Annotated in this window: 16 protein-coding genes; 11 read left to right on the forward strand and 5 right to left on the reverse strand. The window is 72.4% G+C overall.

Annotated features, from left to right (window positions below):
• The first annotated feature begins 17 nt into the window (after positions 1 to 17).
• The 4 genes from CFK41_RS05560 to CFK41_RS05575 all read left to right on the forward strand — a co-directional run bounded on the left by CFK41_RS05560 (position 18) and on the right by CFK41_RS05575 (position 3,209).
• Positions 18 to 908: a PPK2 family polyphosphate kinase gene (locus tag CFK41_RS05560; protein WP_096798770.1), complete on the forward strand. Its 891-nt coding sequence runs from the start codon at positions 18 to 20 to the stop codon at positions 906 to 908.
• Positions 909 to 982: 74 nt separating this feature from the next.
• Positions 983 to 1,480, forward strand: coding sequence for a thiol peroxidase (gene tpx, locus CFK41_RS05565; protein WP_096798771.1), 498 nt, complete (start codon positions 983 to 985; stop codon positions 1,478 to 1,480).
• A 387-nt stretch (positions 1,481 to 1,867) separates the two neighbouring features.
• Entirely contained in the window at positions 1,868 to 2,248 is a 381-nt protein-coding gene (locus tag CFK41_RS05570) for a DUF488 domain-containing protein (RefSeq protein ID WP_096798772.1), read from the forward strand.
• Between the two features lie 70 nt (positions 2,249 to 2,318).
• Entirely contained in the window at positions 2,319 to 3,209 is an 891-nt protein-coding gene (locus tag CFK41_RS05575) for a sulfite exporter TauE/SafE family protein (protein ID WP_096798773.1), read from the forward strand.
• Positions 3,210 to 3,218: 9 nt separating this feature from the next.
• On the opposite strand, the gene CFK41_RS05580 is transcribed toward CFK41_RS05575, so the two are convergent.
• The 4 genes from CFK41_RS05580 to zupT form a co-directional block, all read right to left on the reverse strand.
• Complete coding sequence (locus CFK41_RS05580; protein ID WP_096798774.1) at positions 3,219 to 4,007, reverse strand: alpha/beta fold hydrolase; 789 nt, start codon at positions 4,005 to 4,007, stop codon at positions 3,219 to 3,221.
• Between the two features lie 193 nt (positions 4,008 to 4,200).
• Positions 4,201 to 6,429 carry an NADP-dependent isocitrate dehydrogenase gene (locus tag CFK41_RS05585; RefSeq protein ID WP_096798775.1) on the reverse strand — a complete coding sequence of 743 codons (2,229 nt, stop codon included), beginning with the start codon at positions 6,427 to 6,429 and terminating at the stop codon, positions 4,201 to 4,203.
• Positions 6,430 to 6,594: 165 nt separating this feature from the next.
• The gene (locus tag CFK41_RS05590) at positions 6,595 to 7,863 is read right to left on the reverse strand and encodes a hypothetical protein (RefSeq protein WP_151904684.1); all 1,269 of its coding nucleotides are present in this window, start codon (positions 7,861 to 7,863) and stop codon (positions 6,595 to 6,597) included.
• A gap of 93 nt (positions 7,864 to 7,956) precedes the next feature.
• Positions 7,957 to 8,811: a zinc transporter ZupT gene (gene zupT, locus CFK41_RS05595; RefSeq protein ID WP_096798776.1), complete on the reverse strand. Its 855-nt coding sequence runs from the start codon at positions 8,809 to 8,811 to the stop codon at positions 7,957 to 7,959.
• Between the two features lie 101 nt (positions 8,812 to 8,912).
• Between zupT and hisD the strand changes: the two genes are divergently transcribed.
• The 7 genes from hisD (at position 8,913) to CFK41_RS05630 (ending at position 18,170) form a co-directional block, all read left to right on the forward strand.
• Complete coding sequence (gene hisD, locus CFK41_RS05600; protein ID WP_096798777.1) at positions 8,913 to 10,250, forward strand: histidinol dehydrogenase; 1,338 nt, start codon at positions 8,913 to 8,915, stop codon at positions 10,248 to 10,250.
• 198 nt (positions 10,251 to 10,448) lie between these two features.
• Complete coding sequence (locus CFK41_RS05605) at positions 10,449 to 11,528, forward strand: LacI family DNA-binding transcriptional regulator (RefSeq protein ID WP_096798778.1); 1,080 nt, start codon at positions 10,449 to 10,451, stop codon at positions 11,526 to 11,528.
• 121 nt (positions 11,529 to 11,649) lie between these two features.
• A complete protein-coding gene (locus CFK41_RS05610) occupies positions 11,650 to 12,942 on the forward strand; it encodes a sugar ABC transporter substrate-binding protein (protein WP_096798779.1) in 1,293 nt (430 codons plus the stop codon).
• Position 12,943: 1 nt separating this feature from the next.
• Entirely contained in the window at positions 12,944 to 13,894 is a 951-nt protein-coding gene (locus CFK41_RS05615; RefSeq protein ID WP_096798780.1) for a carbohydrate ABC transporter permease, read from the forward strand.
• Positions 13,894 to 14,712 (forward strand): carbohydrate ABC transporter permease, encoded by an 819-nt coding sequence (locus tag CFK41_RS05620; protein ID WP_096798781.1) that lies wholly within the window; start codon positions 13,894 to 13,896, stop codon positions 14,710 to 14,712. Before CFK41_RS05615 ends, CFK41_RS05620 begins: the two co-directional genes overlap by 1 nt.
• Positions 14,713 to 14,746: 34 nt before the next feature.
• The gene (locus CFK41_RS05625; RefSeq protein WP_096798782.1) at positions 14,747 to 16,306 is read left to right on the forward strand and encodes a glucoamylase family protein; all 1,560 of its coding nucleotides are present in this window, start codon (positions 14,747 to 14,749) and stop codon (positions 16,304 to 16,306) included.
• Positions 16,293 to 18,170 (forward strand): glycoside hydrolase family 3 protein, encoded by a 1,878-nt coding sequence (locus tag CFK41_RS05630; RefSeq protein WP_227873220.1) that lies wholly within the window; start codon positions 16,293 to 16,295, stop codon positions 18,168 to 18,170. The genes CFK41_RS05625 and CFK41_RS05630 overlap by 14 nt, the downstream gene beginning before the upstream one ends.
• A gap of 26 nt (positions 18,171 to 18,196) precedes the next feature.
• Here CFK41_RS05630 and CFK41_RS05635 read toward each other — a convergent pair whose 3' ends face one another.
• Positions 18,197 to 18,631: a DUF3054 domain-containing protein gene (locus tag CFK41_RS05635; protein ID WP_227873221.1), complete on the reverse strand. Its 435-nt coding sequence runs from the start codon at positions 18,629 to 18,631 to the stop codon at positions 18,197 to 18,199.
• Between the last annotated feature and the right edge of the window lie 77 nt (positions 18,632 to 18,708).

Raw genomic sequence — 18,708 nt, forward strand, 5'->3', positions numbered from 1 at the left:
CGGGCTACTCTGCCCCCATGTCGAAGAAGCCGAAGTCCTCCAAGAAGTCGAAGCAGGCCGAGCCCGAGGCGCCCCGGGGCTTCCTGATCGAGTCCGGGTGGAAGGGCGAGGTCACCGACCTCGACCCGCAGGCGACCCCCGGCTTCGCAGGGAAGAAGGACGACGGCAAGGAGCTGCTGGCCGCGCGGGACACCGCGCTGGACGAGCTGCAGGAGCGCCTCTACGCCGCGAACCACGGCCGCGCCGACGGCAGGTCCGTGCTGCTGGTCGTGCAGGGCATGGACACCTCCGGCAAGGGCGGGATCATGCGCCACGTGGTGGGCAGCGTGGACCCGCAGGGCGTGGACATCGCCGCGTTCAAGACCCCGACCCCGGCGGAGAAGCGCCACGACTTCCTGTGGCGGATCCGCAAGCGGGTGCCGGCGCCGGGCATCATCGGGGTCTTCGACCGCTCCCACTACGAGGACGTGCTGATCCACCGGGTGCATGGCTGGGCTGACGCCCAGGAGATCCGCAAGCGCTGCACGGCGATCAACGCCTTCGAGCGCGAGCTCACCGAGGCCGGCACCGTGATCGTCAAGGTGATGCTCCACATCTCCCGCCAGGAGCAGGGGGAGCGGCTGACCGAGCGGCTCGAGCGGCCGGACAAGCACTGGAAGTTCAACCCGGGCGACGTCGACGAGCGCCAGCACTGGGACGCGTACATGGACGCGTACTCCCGGGCGCTGCGGGCCACCTCGACCGTGGGCGCCCCCTGGACCGTGGTGCCCGCCGACCGCAAGTGGTACGCCCGCATCGCCGTGCAGCAGCTCCTGCTCGACGCGCTCGAGGGGATCGATCCGCAGTGGCCCGCGGCGGACTTCGACGTCGACGAGCAGCTCGAGCGCCTGCACGACACGATGGACTGAGCACCGCTCCGGGCGGCAGGACGCCTCCCAGAGACCAGGTTGTGTCGTTCAGCTCGGGGGATGATGATGGAGGCATGGCTTCCATCACCTTCCAGAACACTCCCGTCACCACCGCCGGAGAGCTCCCCGCACAGGGGTCCGCCCTGCCGGCCTTCGAGCTCGTCGGCCAGGACCTGGCTCCCGTCGCCAGCGCCCACCTCGCCGGCAGGCGCGTGGTGCTGAACATCTTCCCGTCGCTGGACACCGGCACCTGCGCGATGAGCGTGCGGAAGTTCAACGAGATCGCCGCCGGCCTCGAGAACACCGTCGTCGTCTGCGTCTCGAAGGACCTGCCCTTCGCCCAGGCCCGCTTCTGCGGCGCCGAGGGCATCGAGAACGTCGTCGCCGGCTCCGCCTTCCGCTCCTCCTTCGGCGAGGATCTCGGCGTGACCATGCAAGACGGTCCGCTGGCCGGCCTGCTCTCCCGCGCCGTGGTGATCACCGACGCCGACGGCAAGGTCGTCTACACCCAGCAGGTCGCCGAGGTCACCGAGGAGCCCGACTACGACGCCGCCCAGGCCGCACTGGCCTGATCCGCGCAGGTCGTCCGGCGTCGGCGCCCCGATCGCGTCGGCGCTCGCCGGCCCCGTGCCCGAATCGGGGCGGCATCTGCCGATCTCCGGACTTGGCGACAAGGATGGTCGACTGCTGGCGGCTCAGCGATGTCTATGCCGATATCGCCGTACTCATCGCCCTGACGCCAGTAGTCGACCAGCTGTGGCCCGAGGCATCCCTGGCCGGGCCGTGGCCACCCCCGGGCCGCCCGACCGCCCGGGCCGCCGGACCGCCCCTGCCGCCCTGCCGCCCGAGCCGTCCGAGCCGCTCGGGCCGCCTGGACCGGCCCTGGACCGGCCCGCAGAGCCTCTGCACGGCCCGTGGCCACTCCTGGCCGGCCTGCACGACCCCCTCGAGGAGGAGCGATGACCGCGCTGAGGATCGACCTGGTCCGCGTGCACGACGTCCTGGACGACGACGGCTCCGACCCCGCCGAGCATCGGGTCCTGGTGGACCGGCTGTGGCCCCGCGGCATCCGGAAGGAGCGCCTGCAGCACGACGAGTGGGCCAAGGAGGCCGCCCCCAGCACCGACCTGCGCAAGGCCTTCCACGGCGGCGAGCTCGACGTCGAGGAGTTCGCCGAGCACTACCGCCGTGAGCTCGAGCGCTCGGGTGCGGCGCAGACCCTGCGCGAGAGCGCGCTGGACGCCGGGGCCACCCGCCTCGTGCTGCTCTTCGCCGCCAAGGACATCGAGCACAACCACGCCCAGGTGCTCCGCGACGCCGTCGCCGAGGCGGGCCGCTGAGAGCATTCCTGCCGCCCGAGCGGCGGCCCGTCGCCCGCGCAGGTCCTCCTCGTGGGTACAGTCGACGCTCGTGGAACCCGTCTCGCTGATCGTCCTGCTGGCCATGGGAACCCTCGCCGGCGCCATCAACGCCGCCGTGGGCTCGGGGTCGCTGCTGACCCTGCCGGTGCTGCTCGCGCTCGGGATCCCGCCGGGCGTCGCGGTGCGCACCAACACCATCGGGATCCTGTTCTCGACCTTCGGCTCCGTCTACGGCTACCGCCGCGAGATCGCCGAGGAGAAGGGCAACCTGGGCCCGCTCATGGCCGTCACCGCGGTGTGCGCCACCGCCGGGGCGCTCCTGCTGCTCGCCTCCCCGGGAGCGGCGCTCGACGTGATCGTCCCGATCCTGATCGTGTTCGCCCTGGTCATGGTGATCTTCCAGAAGCGGATCACCGCAGCGATCCGCGCCGGCGCCGAGCGCCGCGCGGCACGGCGGGGCGGCGCCGGCTCCCCGGCGACCGACGGCACCGATCCCTCTGCGGCCGTCAGCCCGGGCGATGACCTGTCCTCCGCCGCGAGCATCGCATCGGCGCCCACCCCGGCCCGCAGCCCGTACCGCTCACCCGCCCTCATCGGCACGATGGGCGCCGCCTCGATCTACGGGGGCTACTTCACCGCCGCCCAGGGCATCCTCTACCTCGGCGTGCTCGGGACCTTCACCGGCCGGTCGATGAAGGCGGTCAACAGCGTCAAGAACCTGATGAGCCTGATCGTGAACCTGGCCGCCGCGAGCGTGTACCTCGTCGCGCACTTCGTGCTGAGGGTCGAGATCGTCTGGCTCGCGACCGCCGCGATCGCGGTCGGTGCGCTGGTCGGCGGCTACTTCGGCGCGCACCTGGCCAAGAAGATGCCGGAGTGGCTGCTGCGGGGGATCATCGTCGTCGTCGCCCTGTTCGCGCTGGTGCGCCAGGTGCTCTGACCCCCGCGCTCAGCGCAGGAACGGCAGGGCGTGCTCGAGCACCGGCTCGGGCGGGAACAGGGTGCCGCCGTGGTCGCGCCCGGGCAGCGGGACGAACTCGGCATCGGGCATGAGCGCCGCCGCCCGCCGGGACTCCTCGACGCGGGGATGATCCTCGGTGCCCGCCATCCACAGCGCCGGGACGGTGCACTCCGCGAGCGCCTCCTCGGGAACGGCGCCGGTGGCGTCGGTGGCGGTCAGCAGGGCGGCGACGGCGAGCGGGTCCGCGGCGAGGAAGGCGGTGCGGGTGGCCCGGGCCCGTCGGCTCTCGACCTCGGGGCCGAGCCCCTGGCCGGTGCAGAAGGCCTCCATCCCGCCCTCGCGCACCGCGTCGATCACCTCGGGGAAGAACACGGCGTCCACCGCGCCGCGCTGGGCGGAGGCCGATCCGCCGAGGCTCACCAGCCGTGTCACCCGGCCGGGGTGCTCCAGCGCCGCGGTCAGCGCGACGCGGGCACCGAGCGAGTACCCCATCAGGGCCGCCTGACCGATGCCCTCGGCGTCCAGCACCGCGAGCAGATCGGCGACGAACGCCTGCTGGGTGTAGGCCGACGGGTCGTGCGGCGTCCCGGACAGGCCGTGGCCCCGCTGGTCCAGGCGGATCACGGTGTGCTCGGCGGCGAGGGGCCCCAGGTATCCGAGACCCCGCCAGATCGCCCGGGACAGGACCGAGCCGTGCAGCAGCACCAGCGCAGGACCGTCGCCGGAGACGTCATAGCGCAGGTCGATGCCGTCGACGGGGGAGGGGATGACGGGCACGAGGGTCCTTCCGGGGGCGAGAGGTTCTTCCGGTGAGAGACCCGCTGCGCGGGCGCGTGCACCGCGCTGCGAGGCGGGCTCCAGAGTACGCAGGAACGCCGACGCCGGCCCGGTCCGCACGGGGCGGTCCGGACCGGCGTCGGCGCGAGGAGGCTGAGGCGACCGGGCGGGTCGCCTCAGCGAGGCGGCCGGGTCACAGCGCCGCGGAGATCTCCTCGAGGATCCGGTTGAAGGTGGCCGACGGGCGCATGACCGCGGCGATCTTCTCGAGGTCCGGGCGGTAGTAGCCGCCGATGTCGGCCGGCTTGCCCTGCACCGCGAGCAGCTCCTCGGCGATGGTCTGCTCACCGTCGGTGAGCTCCTTCGCGATGGGGCCGAAGGCGGTGGCGAGCTCGGTGTCCTCGCTCTGTGCGGCGAGCTCCTGGGCCCAGTACATGGCCAGGTAGAAGTGGCTGCCGCGGTTGTCGATCGAGCCGAGCTTGCGCTGGGGGGACTTGCCCTCGCTGAGCAGGGTCTCGGTCGCGCGGTCCAGAGCATCGGCGAGCACGCGGGCGCGCTCGTTGTCCGCGGTGCGGGCGAGGTGGCGCAAGGACTCGGCCAGGGCCAGGAACTCGCCCAGGGAGTCCCAGCGCAGGTAGTCCTCCTCGACGAGCTGCTGGACGTGCTTCGGGGCGGAGCCGCCGGCACCGGTCTCGAACAGGCCGCCGCCGCTCATCAGCGGCACCACGGAGAGCATCTTGGCGCTGGTGCCCAGCTCCATGATCGGGAACAGATCGGTGAGGTAGTCGCGCAGCACGTTGCCGGTCACCGAGATGGTGTCCTCGCCGCGGCGCACGCGCTCGAGGGTGTGGCGGGTGGCGTCGACCAGGTCGAGGATCTGGATGTCGAGGCCCTCGGTGTCCTCCTCGGCGAGGTAGGCGGTGACCTTCTCGATGAGGTTGCGGTCGTGCGCGCGGGCCTGATCGAGCCAGAACACGGCGGGCATGCCGGACTCGCGCGAGCGGCGCACGGCGAGCTGCACCCAGTCGCGGATCGGGGCGTCCTTGGCCTGGCAGGAGCGGAAGATGTCGCCCGCGGCGACCTCCTGGGTCATGAGCGCGGCGCCGGAGGAGTCGCGCACCTCGACCCGGCCGTCGGCCGCGATCTCGAAGGTCTTGTCGTGCGAGCCGTACTCCTCGGCCTTCTGCGCCATGAGGCCGACGTTCGGCACGGTGCCCATGGTGGTCGGGTCGAAGGCGCCGTTCTTCCGGCAGTCCTCGACGGTGGCGGCATAGACGCCGGCGTAGGAGCTGTCGGGGATGACGGCCAGGGTGTCCTGCTCGGCGTCCTCGGTGTTCCACATCTTGCCGCCGCCGCGGATCATCGCGGGCATGGAGGCGTCGACGATGACGTCGGAGGGGACGTGGAGGTTGGTGATGCCCTTGTGGGAGTTGACCATCGCCAGGGCCGGGCCGTCGGCCAGGTCCTTCGCGATCGCGGCCTCGACGCCCTCGCGCACCGAGGCGTCCAGGCCCTCGACGCCGGCGAGGATTCCGCCGAGGCCGTTGTCGGGGGACAGGCCCGCCGCGGAGAGCTGCTCGCCGAACTCGGAGAACAGGCTGGGGAAGAAGGCGCGCACCGCGTGGCCGAAGAGGATCGGGTCGGAGACCTTCATCATCGTCGCCTTGAGGTGCAGGGAGAACAGCACGCCCTGCTCCTTCGCGGCGGCGATCTGCTCGCGCAGGAAGGAGTCCAGCGCGGCGGCGCGCATGACGGTGGAGTCCACGACCTCACCGGCCAGGACCGGCAGGGACTCCTTGAGCACGGTCTCTGTGCCGTCGGCGGCGACGTGCACGATCGAGAGGGTGTCCTCGCCCTCGAGCACCACGGACTGCTCGTTGGCGCGGAAGTCGTCGGCACCCATGGTCGCGACGGAGGTCTTCGAGTCCGCGCTCCAGGCGCCCATGCGGTGCGGGTGCGCCTTGGCGAAGTTCTTCACGGCGGAGGGTGCGCGGCGGTCGGAGTTGCCCTCGCGCAGCACGGGGTTGACGGCCGAGCCCATGACCGAGCTGTAGCGGGCGCGGATGTCCTTCTCCTCGTCGGTGGAGGGGGACTCGGGGTAGTCCGGCAGGGAGACGCCCTGGGACTGCAGCTCGGCGACGGCGGCCTTCAGCTGCGGCACCGAGGCGGAGATGTTGGGCAGCTTGATGATGTTGGCCTCGGGGGACTTCGCCAGCTCGCCGAGCTCGGCGAGGGCGTCAGTGCCCCGCTGGTCCTCGGGCAGCAGGTCGGAGAAAGCCGCGATGATGCGGCCGGCCAGGGAGATGTCACGGGTGGTGACCTCGATCCCGGCGGTGTCCGAGAAGGCATCGAGGATGGGCAGGAACGATGCGGTCGCCAGCATCGGCGCCTCGTCGGTGTGGGTGTAGATGATGCGCGCCATGTGTCGCGTGCTCCCTCAGGTCGATGCGGAAATGTCTTGACGTCAAGACTAATCGAGGATCGGGCGGTGCCCCGCCCGTCGATCAGAACAAGTCCACGGTACGTGAGAAGCGCCTCTCGCGTCCCGTCTCGACGGCGGCGTGGAATCCTCGCCGGCGCGGAACGCTCAGGTCGCCGGATCCTCCTCCACGACCGTGACCGTCCAGGGCTTCGAGAGGACGATGTGCGTGGCGCCGTCGGCGTCCACGGCGGCCACCGCGCCGTGGGCCTCGTAGGTGCCCGGGCCCAGGGCGTCGGGCCCGCAGGCTCCCTGGCTGGTCCATGCCCGCTCGGTGCGGGTGACGCCGTCGGCGTCCATCCACTGCAGCGGGATCGTGGTGGCGTTGCGGGCCCCGGCGACGACGGTGCCGGTGCCGGGATCGGTGAGCACGACGGCATGGAACAGCCCCATGGACCCCAGATCCGGCGAGGTGGCCGTCACCTCGGCGCCCACCGAGCTGCCGACCTCCTCGTCGGGCACGACGGTGGAGACCTCCGTGGTCGGCTCGGCGACCTCCACTCCGAGCCCGTCGCCGTCGCCGCGCGGGGCGAGCGTCGCGCCGCAGTGCAGGGGGGAGAGGTCCGCGGGGATCTCGCCCGACGGGGCGCTGACGGCGCCGGGGACAGCCTCGGCGGCGCCCCCGACGACGTCGACGAGCACGTCCTCCCTCGCGCCCCATCCGGCCTCCCGGCGGCCGGGGCCGTCGAGATCGCCTCCGCTGAGGCGCAGCAGGTACTGCCCGTCCGGCAGCGGGGCGTCGTCGCAGGTGCCGAGCGTCAGCCGGGCGGTGACGGCCGACGGCGCCGGCCCGTCCCCGGCGACCTCGACCCGCTCGCGCACCACGATCGGGGGCACGGGGGCGCCCTCGACGCCGAGCTGCTCGTCCCATCCGGGGGCGGGCACGCCGCGGTTCTCGGGGTGGGCGGGCAGCAGCACGCCCGAGGGGGTGAAGCCCCGGTACTCCTGCTCGGGCTCCAGGTGGAAGGGGCCGCTCACCTCGAGGTCGTTGCCCTCGGCGCGGACGCTGAGCGGGGTGAGCGTCCCGCCGGTCGTGGAGGTGCTCGGGGCTTTCTCCTCTCCGGGGCGACACAGCCAGGTCGGGTCCACCGGGGTGCTCTCGGCGGCGGCCACCTCGGCAGGATCCATCGGCGCGGCGGAGGCCGGTGGAGTCGTGGGCTCCTCGTCCGTTCCGCCGTCGGGACGGTCCGGGATCGGGTCGCAGGCGCTGAGGGCGCAGACGAGCAGGAACGCGGAGAGGACGGCCAGGGAGGCCGGGACCCGGGGCCGACGTCCGCCGCGCCGGGCGCGGGGGAGCGGAGCCTCCGGGGGGCCGAGACGCGCGATGCCGGAGGCGCCCCGCCCGGAGCTGCGCGTCCTGTCCCCACTGTCGCCCATCCTGCGCCCCCTGCCTGGTCCCGATGCCTCGCCCCGGGGTCGGTCACGACGGCGTCGGCGCGCGGCCCCGGGTAGAACGTACCGGAGGCGGGCTCAGCGCGGTGCCGGGGCGGGGGCGCCCAGCACGATCAGGGTCAGCGCCATGACCGCCATCCCGGCGATCAGCGAGTAGATCACCGTGTGGTGCTCGCCGGTCTCCTCCGCGGCGGGCAGCAGCTCGTCGAGCGAGACGAAGACCATCACCCCGGCGACCCCGGCCAGGATCGCGCCCATCGCCGCTCCCTCGAGCAGCGGGGAGAGCAGCAGGAAGCCGATCACGGCGCCCACCGGTTCGGCGAACCCCGTCATCGTGGCGAGCCAGAAGGCCTTCGCCCGTGACCCGGTGGCCCGGCGCACCGGGACCGCGACCGCGAGGCCCTCGGGGATGTTGTGCAGCGCGATCGCCGCCACCACCGGGATCGCGACCTCGGGGGCCTGCAGGGCCGCCACGAAGGTCGCGAAGCCCTCGGGCACGTTGTGCAGGGCGAGGGCGATCGCGGTGACCGTCCCCGTGCGCAGCAGGCGGGCGCGCAGCATCCGGTCCTCGGCCTGTTCCTGGGGCTCGCGCACCTCGGCATGCCCGTGGCTGCCGGTCATCCGGCCCGAGAACTCGTGCGGGCTGACCGCCTCGGGCACCAGGCGGTCCAGCACCGCGATCACGCCGATGCCGACGAAGAACGCGAGCGCCGCCTGGGCCCCGCCCTTCGCGGTCACCGCTTCGCCACCGGAGAGCACGTGGGCTCCCTGGGGCAGCAGCTCCATGAAGGAGACGTAGAGCATCACGCCGGCGGAGAGTCCGAGACCGCCGGCCAGGATCTTCGGGCTGGTCCCGCGGCCCATCACTCCGAGGGCGGCGCCGATGCTGGTGGCGCCACCGGCGACGAGGGTGAGGAGGAAGGCGACGAGCACGGGCCGACCCTATCCGGTGCAGGGCCCGGATCAGCGCCGGAGGTCCTTCCGGGACGTGGGCGCGGCGAGCCTCTCCCGCGCCCCGCTCCTAGACTGCGTCCATGCCTTCCGCCGATCCGTTCCTCACCGTGACCGACCTGCGCACGCGGACCCTCACCGCCGCCGAGCTCACCGCCGCGCTGCCGCGCGCCGAGCTGGACGTCGAGGCCGCGGTCGCCGTCGCGCGACCGCTGGTCGAGGACGTCGCCTCCCGGGGCGCCGCCGCCGTGCTCGATGCCTCCGAGCGCTTCGACGGGATGCGGCCCGAGCATCTGCGGGTCCCGCCCGAGGCCCTGCAGCGCGCGCTCGAGGAGCTCGATCCGGCGATCCGCTCGGCGCTCGAGGAGTCGATCGCGCGGGTCCGACGGGTCGACGGCGAGCAGGTCCGTCCTGCCGACAGCGTCGAGGTGGTGCCCGGCGGCACCGTCACGCAGCGCTGGGTCCCGGTGCGCCGCGTGGGTCTCTACGTGCCCGGAGGCCGTGCCGTGCTGCCCAGCTCGGTGGTGATGAACGTGGTCCCCGCCCAGGTCGCCGGCGTCGAGCAGATCGTGCTCGCCTCCCCGCCGCAGAAGGAGTTCGGCGGGCTCCCGCACCCCACGATCATGGCCGCCTGCGCGCTGCTGGGGATCACCGAGGTGCTCGCCGCCGGAGGTGCCCAGGCGATCGCCCTGCTCGCCCACGGCGCGCAGGACCTCGGCGACGGCGAGGGCCTGCAGGGAGTCGATCTGATCACCGGGCCCGGCAATGTCTACGTGGCCGCGGCCAAGCGCCTCGTGCGCGGGATCGTGGGCATCGACGCCGAGGCCGGTCCCACCGAGATCGCGATCCTCGCCGACGGCGAGGCCCACCCCGCCTACGTCGCCGCGGACCTGATCTCCCAGGCCGAGCACGATCCGCTGGCCGCGAGCGTGCTGGTCACCGACTCCCCGGAGCTCGTGGGCGCGGTCGAGGTCGAGCTCGCCTCCCAGGTCCCGCAGGCGCTGCACCGTGAGCGCGTCGAGGAGGCCCTGCGCGGGCGGCAGAGCGGCGTCGTGCTGGTCACCGATCTCGAACAGGGGATCGCGGTGGTCGACGCGTACGGTGCCGAGCACCTCGAGATCCAGACCGCCGACGCCGCGGAGGTGGCCGCCCGGATCACCAACGCCGGCGCCGTCTTCGTGGGAGCCCACAGCCCCGTGAGCCTCGGCGACTACGCCGCGGGCTCCAACCACGTGCTGCCCACCGGCGGCACCTCGCGCTTCACCGGCGGACTCGGTGTGCAGACCTTCCTGCGCGGCATCCACGTCGTCCACTACGACCGCGAGGCGCTTGCCGGGGCGCGTGCTGCGGCGACCACGCTGGCCCGCGCGGAGGGTCTGCCCTCGCACGGCTCCGCGATCGACATCCGCTTCGCGGACTGACGCGCCGGGCGCTCGGCGGGCAGGAGTCCCGCCCGCCGGGCGCCTGATCTGCTGAGCGACTCGCGGGGCTTGCCACGATCGATGTAAGCGCATACAGTCATGCTTAGTCTGTAAGCGCTTCCAGTCCTGTGGCAGGAAGCGGACCGACCCGGCGGGCCCCGGGAGCAGAGCACCGATGGCGGTGGGGAGGAGCACGCGATGGCAGCGAGCGACGGCCCTCCGGGCGTGCCCACCATCTATCAGGTCGCCGAGCGCGCCGGAGTCTCGATCGCGACCGTGAGCCGCACCTTCGGAGATCCCGACAAGGTCGCCGCCCGCACCCGCGACAGCGTGCTCGAGGCCGCCCGCGAGCTGCGGTACGTCCCCGCGGCGGCGGCCCGAGCCCTCGCGGTGCGTCGCAGCAAGGCGCTGGGCGTCGTGCTCCCGCACATCGCGGGCCCCTACTACGCGCAGCTCCTGGTCGGCTTCGAGATCGCCGCCTCCGAGCTCGGTCTCTCCGTGGTGCTCGTGCTCTCGGGGCCCCAGGAGAACCGCCCCACCGCCGTGCTCGATCTGCTCGGCAGGGTCGACGGCGTCGCGTTCATGGCCCGCAGCGGAGCCGATGATCAGATCGTCCGGCAGGTCTCCGAGGTGCGCCCGACGGTGAGCGTCGCGCGCGGCACGGTGGATGGCGTCGACGCCTTCTACGCCGAGAACCGCAGCACGGCCCGAGAGCTCACCGAGCACCTCATCGGCCACGGTCGGCGGCGCATCGGATTCGTCGGCCTGCCCGAGGACGGCTCCGACATCGGTCGTCGGCACCGCGGCTACCTCGACGCCCTCGAGGACGCCGGGCTGGCCCCGGCACAGCATTTCCCCGTCCCGCCGATCGAGTCGGCCGGGTTCGAGGTCGCCGAGCAGCTGCTGGCCGGCCGCGGCGGGCCGGAGAGCGGGCAGGGGATCGCGGATCTCGACGCGCTCGTCTGCGGCAACGACGAGCTCGCCCTCGCGATCATCGCCCGCCTCACCGCGGCCGGGATCGACGTGCCGGGGGACCTGGCCGTGACCGGATGGGACGACACCGTCACCGCCCGGTACCTCAGTCCCGGACTGACCACCGTGCGCCAGGAGGTCGCCGAGCTCGGCGCTCGTGCGGCACGTCGACTCGCCGACCGCATCGCGGGCGAGGACGTGCAGGAACCCACCACCGTCGCCTCGACGCTCGTGCTGCGGGACTCCTGCGGCTGCCCGCCGATCGAGGTCTCCGGCGCTTCGCCGCCCACCGGCCCCACCGCCTGAGAACCGCTCTCCGCCGCGGCGCCCGCGACCCCGGGCCCTCGCAGAGCCCGTCCCCGAGCGCCCCGCCGCTCCCGAGCCACAGCCCCACCCCCTCCACCGCACCACCGACGAAGGAGTCACCATGACCACCACCTCGCGCCTCTCCCGCCGTGCCTTCACCGGCCTCGGCGCCGCCGGCACCCTCGCCGTCCTGGCCGCCTGCGGCCGTCCCGACGAGGAGGAGGCCGGTCCCGCGGCCTCCGCCGAGCCGATCGCCGAAGGCCCCGCCACCGGCTCCCTGACCCTCTGGGCGATGGGCGCCGAGGGCGAGGCGCTGCCCGAGCTGCTCAAGGGATTCGAGAAGGAGAACCCCGACGTGACCGTCGAGGTGACCCCGCTGCCCTGGGACTCCGCCCATGACAAGTTCACCTCCGCGATCGCCGCCGGCACCGCGCCGGACGTCGCCCAGGTGGGCTCGACCTGGATGGCGGAGTTCGTGGGCCTGAACGCCCTGGAGCCCACCCCGGAGAGCATCGCCCTGGACGACTTCTTCCCCGGCGCCGTCGACGGCATCACCGTCGCCGACACCGCCTACGGCGTGCCGTGGTACGTCGAGACCCGCCTGGTCTACTACCGCAAGGACATCGCGAAGGCGGCCGGGATCACCGAGCCGCCGACCGACTGGGAGGGCCTGGTCGCGATGGCGAAGGCCCTCCAGGGCCAGCCCGACGGGAAGTGGGGCATCGCCCTGCAGCCCGGCGGAGCGGGCTCCTGGCAGACCGTGCTTCCGCTGAGCTGGTCCAACGGCGGGGACGTCGTCTCCGAGAACGGCGAGGAGTTCACCTTCGAGACTCCCGAGAACGAGGAGGCGCTGGCCTACTACCAGTCCTACTTCACCGACGGCATCGCGGACCCGGCGCCGGCCGAGGGCACCACCGAGCAGGACTTCGTCTCCGGAGCGGTGCCGATGTTCATCTCCGGCCCGTGGATGATGGCCGCGGTCGAGGGCGTCGGCGGCGAGGGCTTCGCGGACAAGTACGGCGTGTTCGTCATGCCGCAGATGGAGACCAGCTCGAGCTTCCTCGGCGGGGCGAACCTCGGCGTCTTCCAGGGCTCGGAGAACCGCGACGCCGCATGGAAGCTCGTCGAGTACCTCTCGCGACCCGAGGTGCAGGTCCAATGGTTCGGGATCGTCGCCGCGATGCCGGGCCTCCAGAGCGCCTGGGAGGACGAGACCGTCTCCTCGAACGAGAAGTTCGAGGCCTTCCACACCCAGCTGCAGACGGCCTTCGCACCGCCCACCATCGCCACCTGGGAGCAGGTCGCCGCGAAGTTCGACGCCCAGATCGAGCAGGTCTGCAAGCAGGATCTCGCCCCGGCCGATGCGCTCAAGACCGTCCAGTCCGAGGCCCAGGGCATCGGGACCGGGGCCTGATATGACCGCCGCTCCGCTGACCGATCCCGGACCGGCCCCGAGCTCCGACGCCGGACCCGCCCGGCGCCGGAGCGGCCGACGAGCCGCGGGGGAGGCGCGCGCCGGGATCCTGCTCTCCCTGCCGTTCGTCCTCCTGTTCGCGGTGTTCATCGCCTGGCCCGTGCTGCAGTCGATGTTCATGTCCTTCACCGACATGCGCATCAGCGACATCCGCTCGCCCTTCGCGGTGGACTTCGTGGGCCTGGACAACTACGTCACCGCCTTCGAAGACCCGGTGTTCCGTCGCGCCGCGGCGAACACCGGCGTGTTCGTGGTGTTCGGCGTGCCGCTGACCATCGTCGCCGGCCTCGCCGCCGCGCTCGCGCTGGACCGGGGCGTGACCCGCCTGCGGGGACTGTTCCGCATGGGCTTCTACACCCCCGTCGTGACCTCGGTGGTCGCGGTCGCCGTGGTCTGGCGGTTCCTGCTGCGGCCGGACAACGGCCTGGTGAACACCGTGCTGGGCTGGGTCGGGATCGACGGGCCGAACTGGCTGGGCGATGAGCGCACGGCGCTGCTTTCGCTCATCGTGATGGCCGTCTGGCGCAACTTCGGTACCTCGATGGTCATCTTCCTCGCCGGCCTCCAGGCGGTGGACCGCGGGCTGCACGAGGCGGCCGCCCTCGACGGCGCCACCGTGCGCCAGCGGTTCTGGCACATCACCCTGCCCGCGATCCGCCCCACGATGCTGTTCGTCATGGTCACCACGTCGATCGGGTACCTGCAGTTCTTCGAGGAACCCTTCGTGATGACCCAGGGCGGGCCGCTGAACTCCACGATCTCCGCCTCGATGTACACCTACAACCAGTTCGGGTTCGGCAACTACGGGGTCGCCGGCGCGATGGCGTACCTGACGTTCATCGTCATCGGCATCGTCACCCTCGCGCAGTTCCGCCTCATGAGGGAGAAGTGATGATCGACCGTCGCCGCCCCGTCCTGACCTACGTCGTCCTGACCGTCTTCCTGCTGCTGGTGATCACTCCCTTCGTGTGGATGATCCTCGGCAGCGTGAAGACCCAGGGGGAGCTGCTGCGGGTGCCCCCGACCTGGCTGCCCGAGGAGCCCACCTGGGACAACTTCCGAAGGCTCTTCGACCGACCCTTCGGGCGCTACTTCCAGAACTCCGTGGTGGTCGCGGTCGCCGTCACCGCCGGGAACCTCCTGTTCTCCTCGATGTTCGGCTATGCGCTGGCGCATCTGCGGTTCCCGTTCAAGCGGCTGCTGTTCGTGCTGGTGCTGGGCTGCCTGATGATCCCGGGCCTGGTCACCTTCATCCCGCAGTACGTGCTGGTGGTGAACCTGGGCCTGGCCAACACCATCCCGGCGCTGATCCTCCCGTTCCTGGTCCAGCCCTTCAGCGTCTTCCTGATGCGCCAGTTCTTCCTGGGACTGCCCCGGGAGCTGCTGGAGGCCGGGCGGATCGACGGGGTCGGCGAGATCGCGATCTTCTTCCGGGTCTACCTGCCGCTGGCAGGACCGGCCTTCGCGACCCTCGGCATCCTCACGTTCCTCGGTTCGTGGAACAACTTCCTGTGGCCGCTGGTCGTCTCCTCCAGCGAGGCGACCTACACGCTGCCGGTCGCGCTCGCCCTGATCTCGACCGGTCAGAACGACACCGACTACGGACTGCTGCTGGCCGGCGCCACCCTCGTGGTCCTGCCGATCCTCGCCGTCTTCCTGTTCTTCCAGCGCTACTTCATCCAGGGCATCGCCACCAGCGGCATCAAGTGATCCCGCCCGTCCCGCACCGCCTCGAGGAGGCATCGTGAACCCCATCGACCGACGCACCCTGCTCACCGTTCCGCTCCTGGGAGCCGGTGCCCTCGCCGGCACCGCCGCCGCACCGCGCAGCGCCTCGGCGCCGCGCTCCGCCTCCGCTCCCGCCGGAGGATCCCGCCGCCCCGGCGGTACCGGGGACGACGCCCTGCTGCGGCGCTGGGCCGCGGACACCTGGCGCAGCCTCGACGCGATGACCGTGCGCCGCACCGGCCTGATCTCGGACAACATCTCCGCCGACCTCACCGGGCACTCCCGCCACACCTCGCCCACGAACATCGGCGGCTCGCTGTGGTCCACCCTGATCGCGCGCGAGCTGCGCCTGATCACCCCCGGCGATGCTCGCCGCCGCGTCGCGGCCACCCTGGCCTCCCTCGAGGCGATGGAGCACCACGAGCCCTCGGGTATGTACGTCAACTGGTACGACGAGGTCGACGGCACGATCCTGCGCTCCTGGCCCGGCTCGGGCGATCCCGTCGTCCCCTTCGTCTCGAGCGTGGACATGGGCTGGCTCGGTGCGGCCCTGCACGTGGTCGCCGAGGCCGATCCCTCGAACCGGCGCGCGGCGCGGCGCCTGTTCGACCGCATGCGCTGGGACGTCTTCTTCGACCGCGAGGTCGACGCGCAGCCCGGCCAGACCGTCGGCGGGTTCTGGACGGAGGATCCGAGTCGGGAAGGCGTCGAGCTGCGGCCGCTGTTCAACGGCATCCCCGGCGCCGACGTCTGGTACCACTCGACCCACCACTACGACACCGCCGTCTCCGAGGCGCGCATGGTCACCTACCTGGGGATCATGACCGGGCAGATCCCCGCCGGCGCCTACTTCACGACCTACCGGACCTTCCCGCCGGAGTGGACCTGGCCCGAGATGGCGCCGGTCGGGGAGTGGACCGAGCATGAGGGCGTGGCCGTGTTCGAGGGCGCGCACACCTATCGCGGGATGGAGATCGTGCCCGGCTGGGGCGGCTCCATGTTCGAGGAGCTCATGCCCGATCTGTTCGTGCCCGAGGCGGAATGGGGCCCGCGCAGCTGGGGGAGGAACCACCCCCTGCACGTGCGCGCCCAGCGCGAGCACGGCCTGGACGAGGCCGGGTACGGCTACTGGGGCTTCTCGCCCAGCTCCGACCCGCATGCCGGCTACCGCGAGTACGGCGTGGACGCCCTGGGACTGAACCCCACCGGCTACTTCTCCGACGCGGCGGGCACCGACTGGCGCCAGGGCGAGCCCTACCCGCAGGGGCTCGACGGCGTGGTGACCCCGCACGCCGCGGCGCTCGCGCTGCAGTACGAGCGCGAGGCCGCGACGGAGAACCTCTCCCGGATCGAGACGGAGCTGGGCGCCTACGGTCCCGGCGGCTTCCACGACGCCGTGGCCGTGGGCACCGGTGTCATCGCGGAGCGGCACCTCTCGCTGGACCAGTCGATGGTGCTCGGCGCACTCGGCAACGTGCTCCTGGACGGGCAGCTGCACGCCTGGTTCGCGACCGACGAGGTCGCCGACCAGCTGCGCGGCGTGATCGAGCAGGAGGTCTTCCGTGCCCACGGCTGACCGCTCCCTGCCCCTCCACCGCAGCGCCCCCGACGGCACCCGCTTCCGGGACCTGAACCGCAACGGCGTCATGGATCCCTTCGAGGATCCGCGCCGGAGCCCCGAGGAGCGGGCCGACGACCTGCTGACCCGGCTCTCCCTCGAGGAGAAGGTGGGGCTCATGTTCCACACCGTCATCGAGACCGGGCCGGAGGGCACGCTGCTCGAGCGTCCCGGGGCGATCTCGAAGTCGGCCACCTCCGAGGTGGTGCTGGGCAGGCGGATGAACCACTTCAACATCCACGGCCTCGAGAGCGCCGAGACCGCCGCCCGCTGGCACAACCGCCTGCAGGAGCTCGCCGAGCAGACCCCGCACGGCATCCCCGTCACCGTCTCCACGGACCCCCGCCACGGCGGGGCGCAGAACGCCGGCACCTCCTGGGTGACCTCGTTCTTCTCCCTGTGGCCGGAGCCGCTGGGCCTCGGAGCGCTCGCGGATCCCGAGCTCGTGGAGGAGTGGGCGGAGACGGTGCGCCGCGAGTACGCCGCCGTCGGCATCCGCGCCGGCCTCCACCCCGTCGCGGACCTCGCCACCGAGCCGCGCTGGGCGCGCCAGCGCGAGTGCTTCGGCCAGGACCCCGAGCTGGTCGCCGAGCTGGTGCGCGCGGCGCTCGCCGGGCTGCGCGGACGGGACGGGGAGGCGGCGGTGCAGTCCACCGTGAAGCACTTCCCCGGCGCCGGCCCGCAGAAGGACGGCGAGGACGCCCACTTCCCGTACGGGCGGGACCAGATCTACCCGGGAGGGCGGTTCGAGGACCACCTCCTGCCCTTCCGGGTGGCCATCGCCGACGGCGCCGACGCGATCATGCCGTACTACGGCCGACCCGTCGGCCTGACGCGGGACGGCGAGGAGATCGAGGCGGTGGGCTTCGGCTTCAACCGCCAGGTGCTCACCGGGCTGCTGCGCGGCGAGCTCGGCTTCGACGGCGTGATCGTCAGCGACTGGGAGCTCGTGAACGACAACCACGTCGGTGACCAGGTGCTGCCCGCCCGCGCCTGGGGCGTCGAGGAGCTCACCCCGGCCGAGCGCATGCGGCGCATCCTCGAAGCCTGGGCGGACCAGTTCGGCGGCGAGGAGTGCACCGAGCTGCTGCTGGACCTGGTGCGCGAGGGCGCGATCCCCGAGCAGCGGATCGACGAGTCCGCGCGGCGCCTGCTCCTGGTCAAGTTCCGTCTGGGGCTGTTCGACGACCCGTACGTCGACGAGTCCGCGGCGGCGGCGGAGGTGGGCACCGAGGTGTCACGCCGCCGCGGCCACGAGGTCCAGGCCCGCAGCGTCGTGGTGCTGCACGACGACGGCGAGGTGCTCCCGCTGCGCACCTCCGGCGGGCGCCTGCGGATCTACGCCGAGGGCCTGCCCGACGAGGTCGTCACGACGCTGGGGGAGCCGGTCGCCGATCCGGCGGACGCCGACGTCGCGCTGCTCCGGCTCGGGGCACCCTTCCAGCCGCGCGATGACCTCTTCCTCGAGTCCTGGTTCCACCAGGGCGATCTCGAACCCACGCCCGGGCTCGCGCATCGCCTGGCCCGGATCCGCGCGGCCTGCCCGCTGATCGTGGACATCGACCTGGACCGCGCGGCGGTGCTCACCACCATCGCGCCCGTCTGCGATGCGCTGACCGGCTCCTTCGGCGTCTCCGCAGCGGCCTGGGCCGAGGCGATCACCGGCGTCATACCGCCACAGGGTCGCCTGCCGATCGAGCTGCCGCGCTCGATGGCGGCGGTGCGCGCCTCGCACGAGGACGTCCCCGGCGGGACGGAGGATCCGCTCTACCCCTGCGGGCACGGTCTCGAGATCGGGCCGGTGCCCGACCACGAGGGCTGAGGGGGGCAGGTCCTCGTCGGGAGGGGTCAGTCCTTCTCGGCGGGGGCCGCGTCGGCCTTCCGAGATGCTGTCGCCTCCGCGCCGGTCACGACGCGGGGTCGGGTGCGCTCGCCGCGGGTGAGGAACAGCGCCGCGGCGCGCCAGCCCAGCATGCCCACTCCGGTGACGATCGCGGTGACGATGAGGAAGGACACCTCGGTGCCGGCGGAGAACAGGGTGCGCAGCGCCATCGCGGTGGCGAGCGTGATCGCCCAGACGAACACGCCGTGCGGCCAGATCCGGAAGGGTGCGCGCCAGGCCCGGATCGCCAGGTGGCCCAGCAGCACGCCCACAGCGAAGGGCCAGCCCACCAGGAACAGGTTCTGGGCGGTCAGCGGCGTGCCGTGCTGCACGAAGCCGATCGCGACGAAGAGCAGGACGACCAGCAGGTCGCCGACCAGGGCACCGAAGGAGCGGAACATCGCTCCAGAGTAATCCGCGCGCGCTGAGCGTCTCCTCGACATCGACGGTGATCCCGGTCGCGTCCGCGGGCCGCGGG

The organism is Brachybacterium ginsengisoli, assembly GCF_002407065.1.
GTDB lineage: Bacteria > Actinomycetota > Actinomycetes > Actinomycetales > Dermabacteraceae > Brachybacterium > Brachybacterium ginsengisoli.

Coding starts and splice junctions, on each gene's coding strand:
- hisD (WP_096798777.1), top strand. CDS start 8,913: ATGCCTTCCGCCGATCCGTTCCTCACCGTGACCGACCTGCGCACGCGG.
- CFK41_RS05635 (WP_227873221.1), bottom strand. CDS start 18,631: ATGTTCCGCTCCTTCGGTGCCCTGGTCGGCGACCTGCTGGTCGTCCTG.
- CFK41_RS05590 (WP_151904684.1), bottom strand. CDS start 7,863: ATGGGCGACAGTGGGGACAGGACGCGCAGCTCCGGGCGGGGCGCCTCC.
- CFK41_RS05585 (WP_096798775.1), bottom strand. CDS start 6,429: ATGGCGCGCATCATCTACACCCACACCGACGAGGCGCCGATGCTGGCG.
- CFK41_RS05620 (WP_096798781.1), top strand. CDS start 13,894: ATGATCGACCGTCGCCGCCCCGTCCTGACCTACGTCGTCCTGACCGTC.
- CFK41_RS05570 (WP_096798772.1), top strand. CDS start 1,868: ATGACCGCGCTGAGGATCGACCTGGTCCGCGTGCACGACGTCCTGGAC.
- CFK41_RS05610 (WP_096798779.1), top strand. CDS start 11,650: ATGACCACCACCTCGCGCCTCTCCCGCCGTGCCTTCACCGGCCTCGGC.
- CFK41_RS05560 (WP_096798770.1), top strand. CDS start 18: ATGTCGAAGAAGCCGAAGTCCTCCAAGAAGTCGAAGCAGGCCGAGCCC.
- CFK41_RS05615 (WP_096798780.1), top strand. CDS start 12,944: ATGACCGCCGCTCCGCTGACCGATCCCGGACCGGCCCCGAGCTCCGAC.
- tpx (WP_096798771.1), top strand. CDS start 983: ATGGCTTCCATCACCTTCCAGAACACTCCCGTCACCACCGCCGGAGAG.
- CFK41_RS05605 (WP_096798778.1), top strand. CDS start 10,449: ATGGCAGCGAGCGACGGCCCTCCGGGCGTGCCCACCATCTATCAGGTC.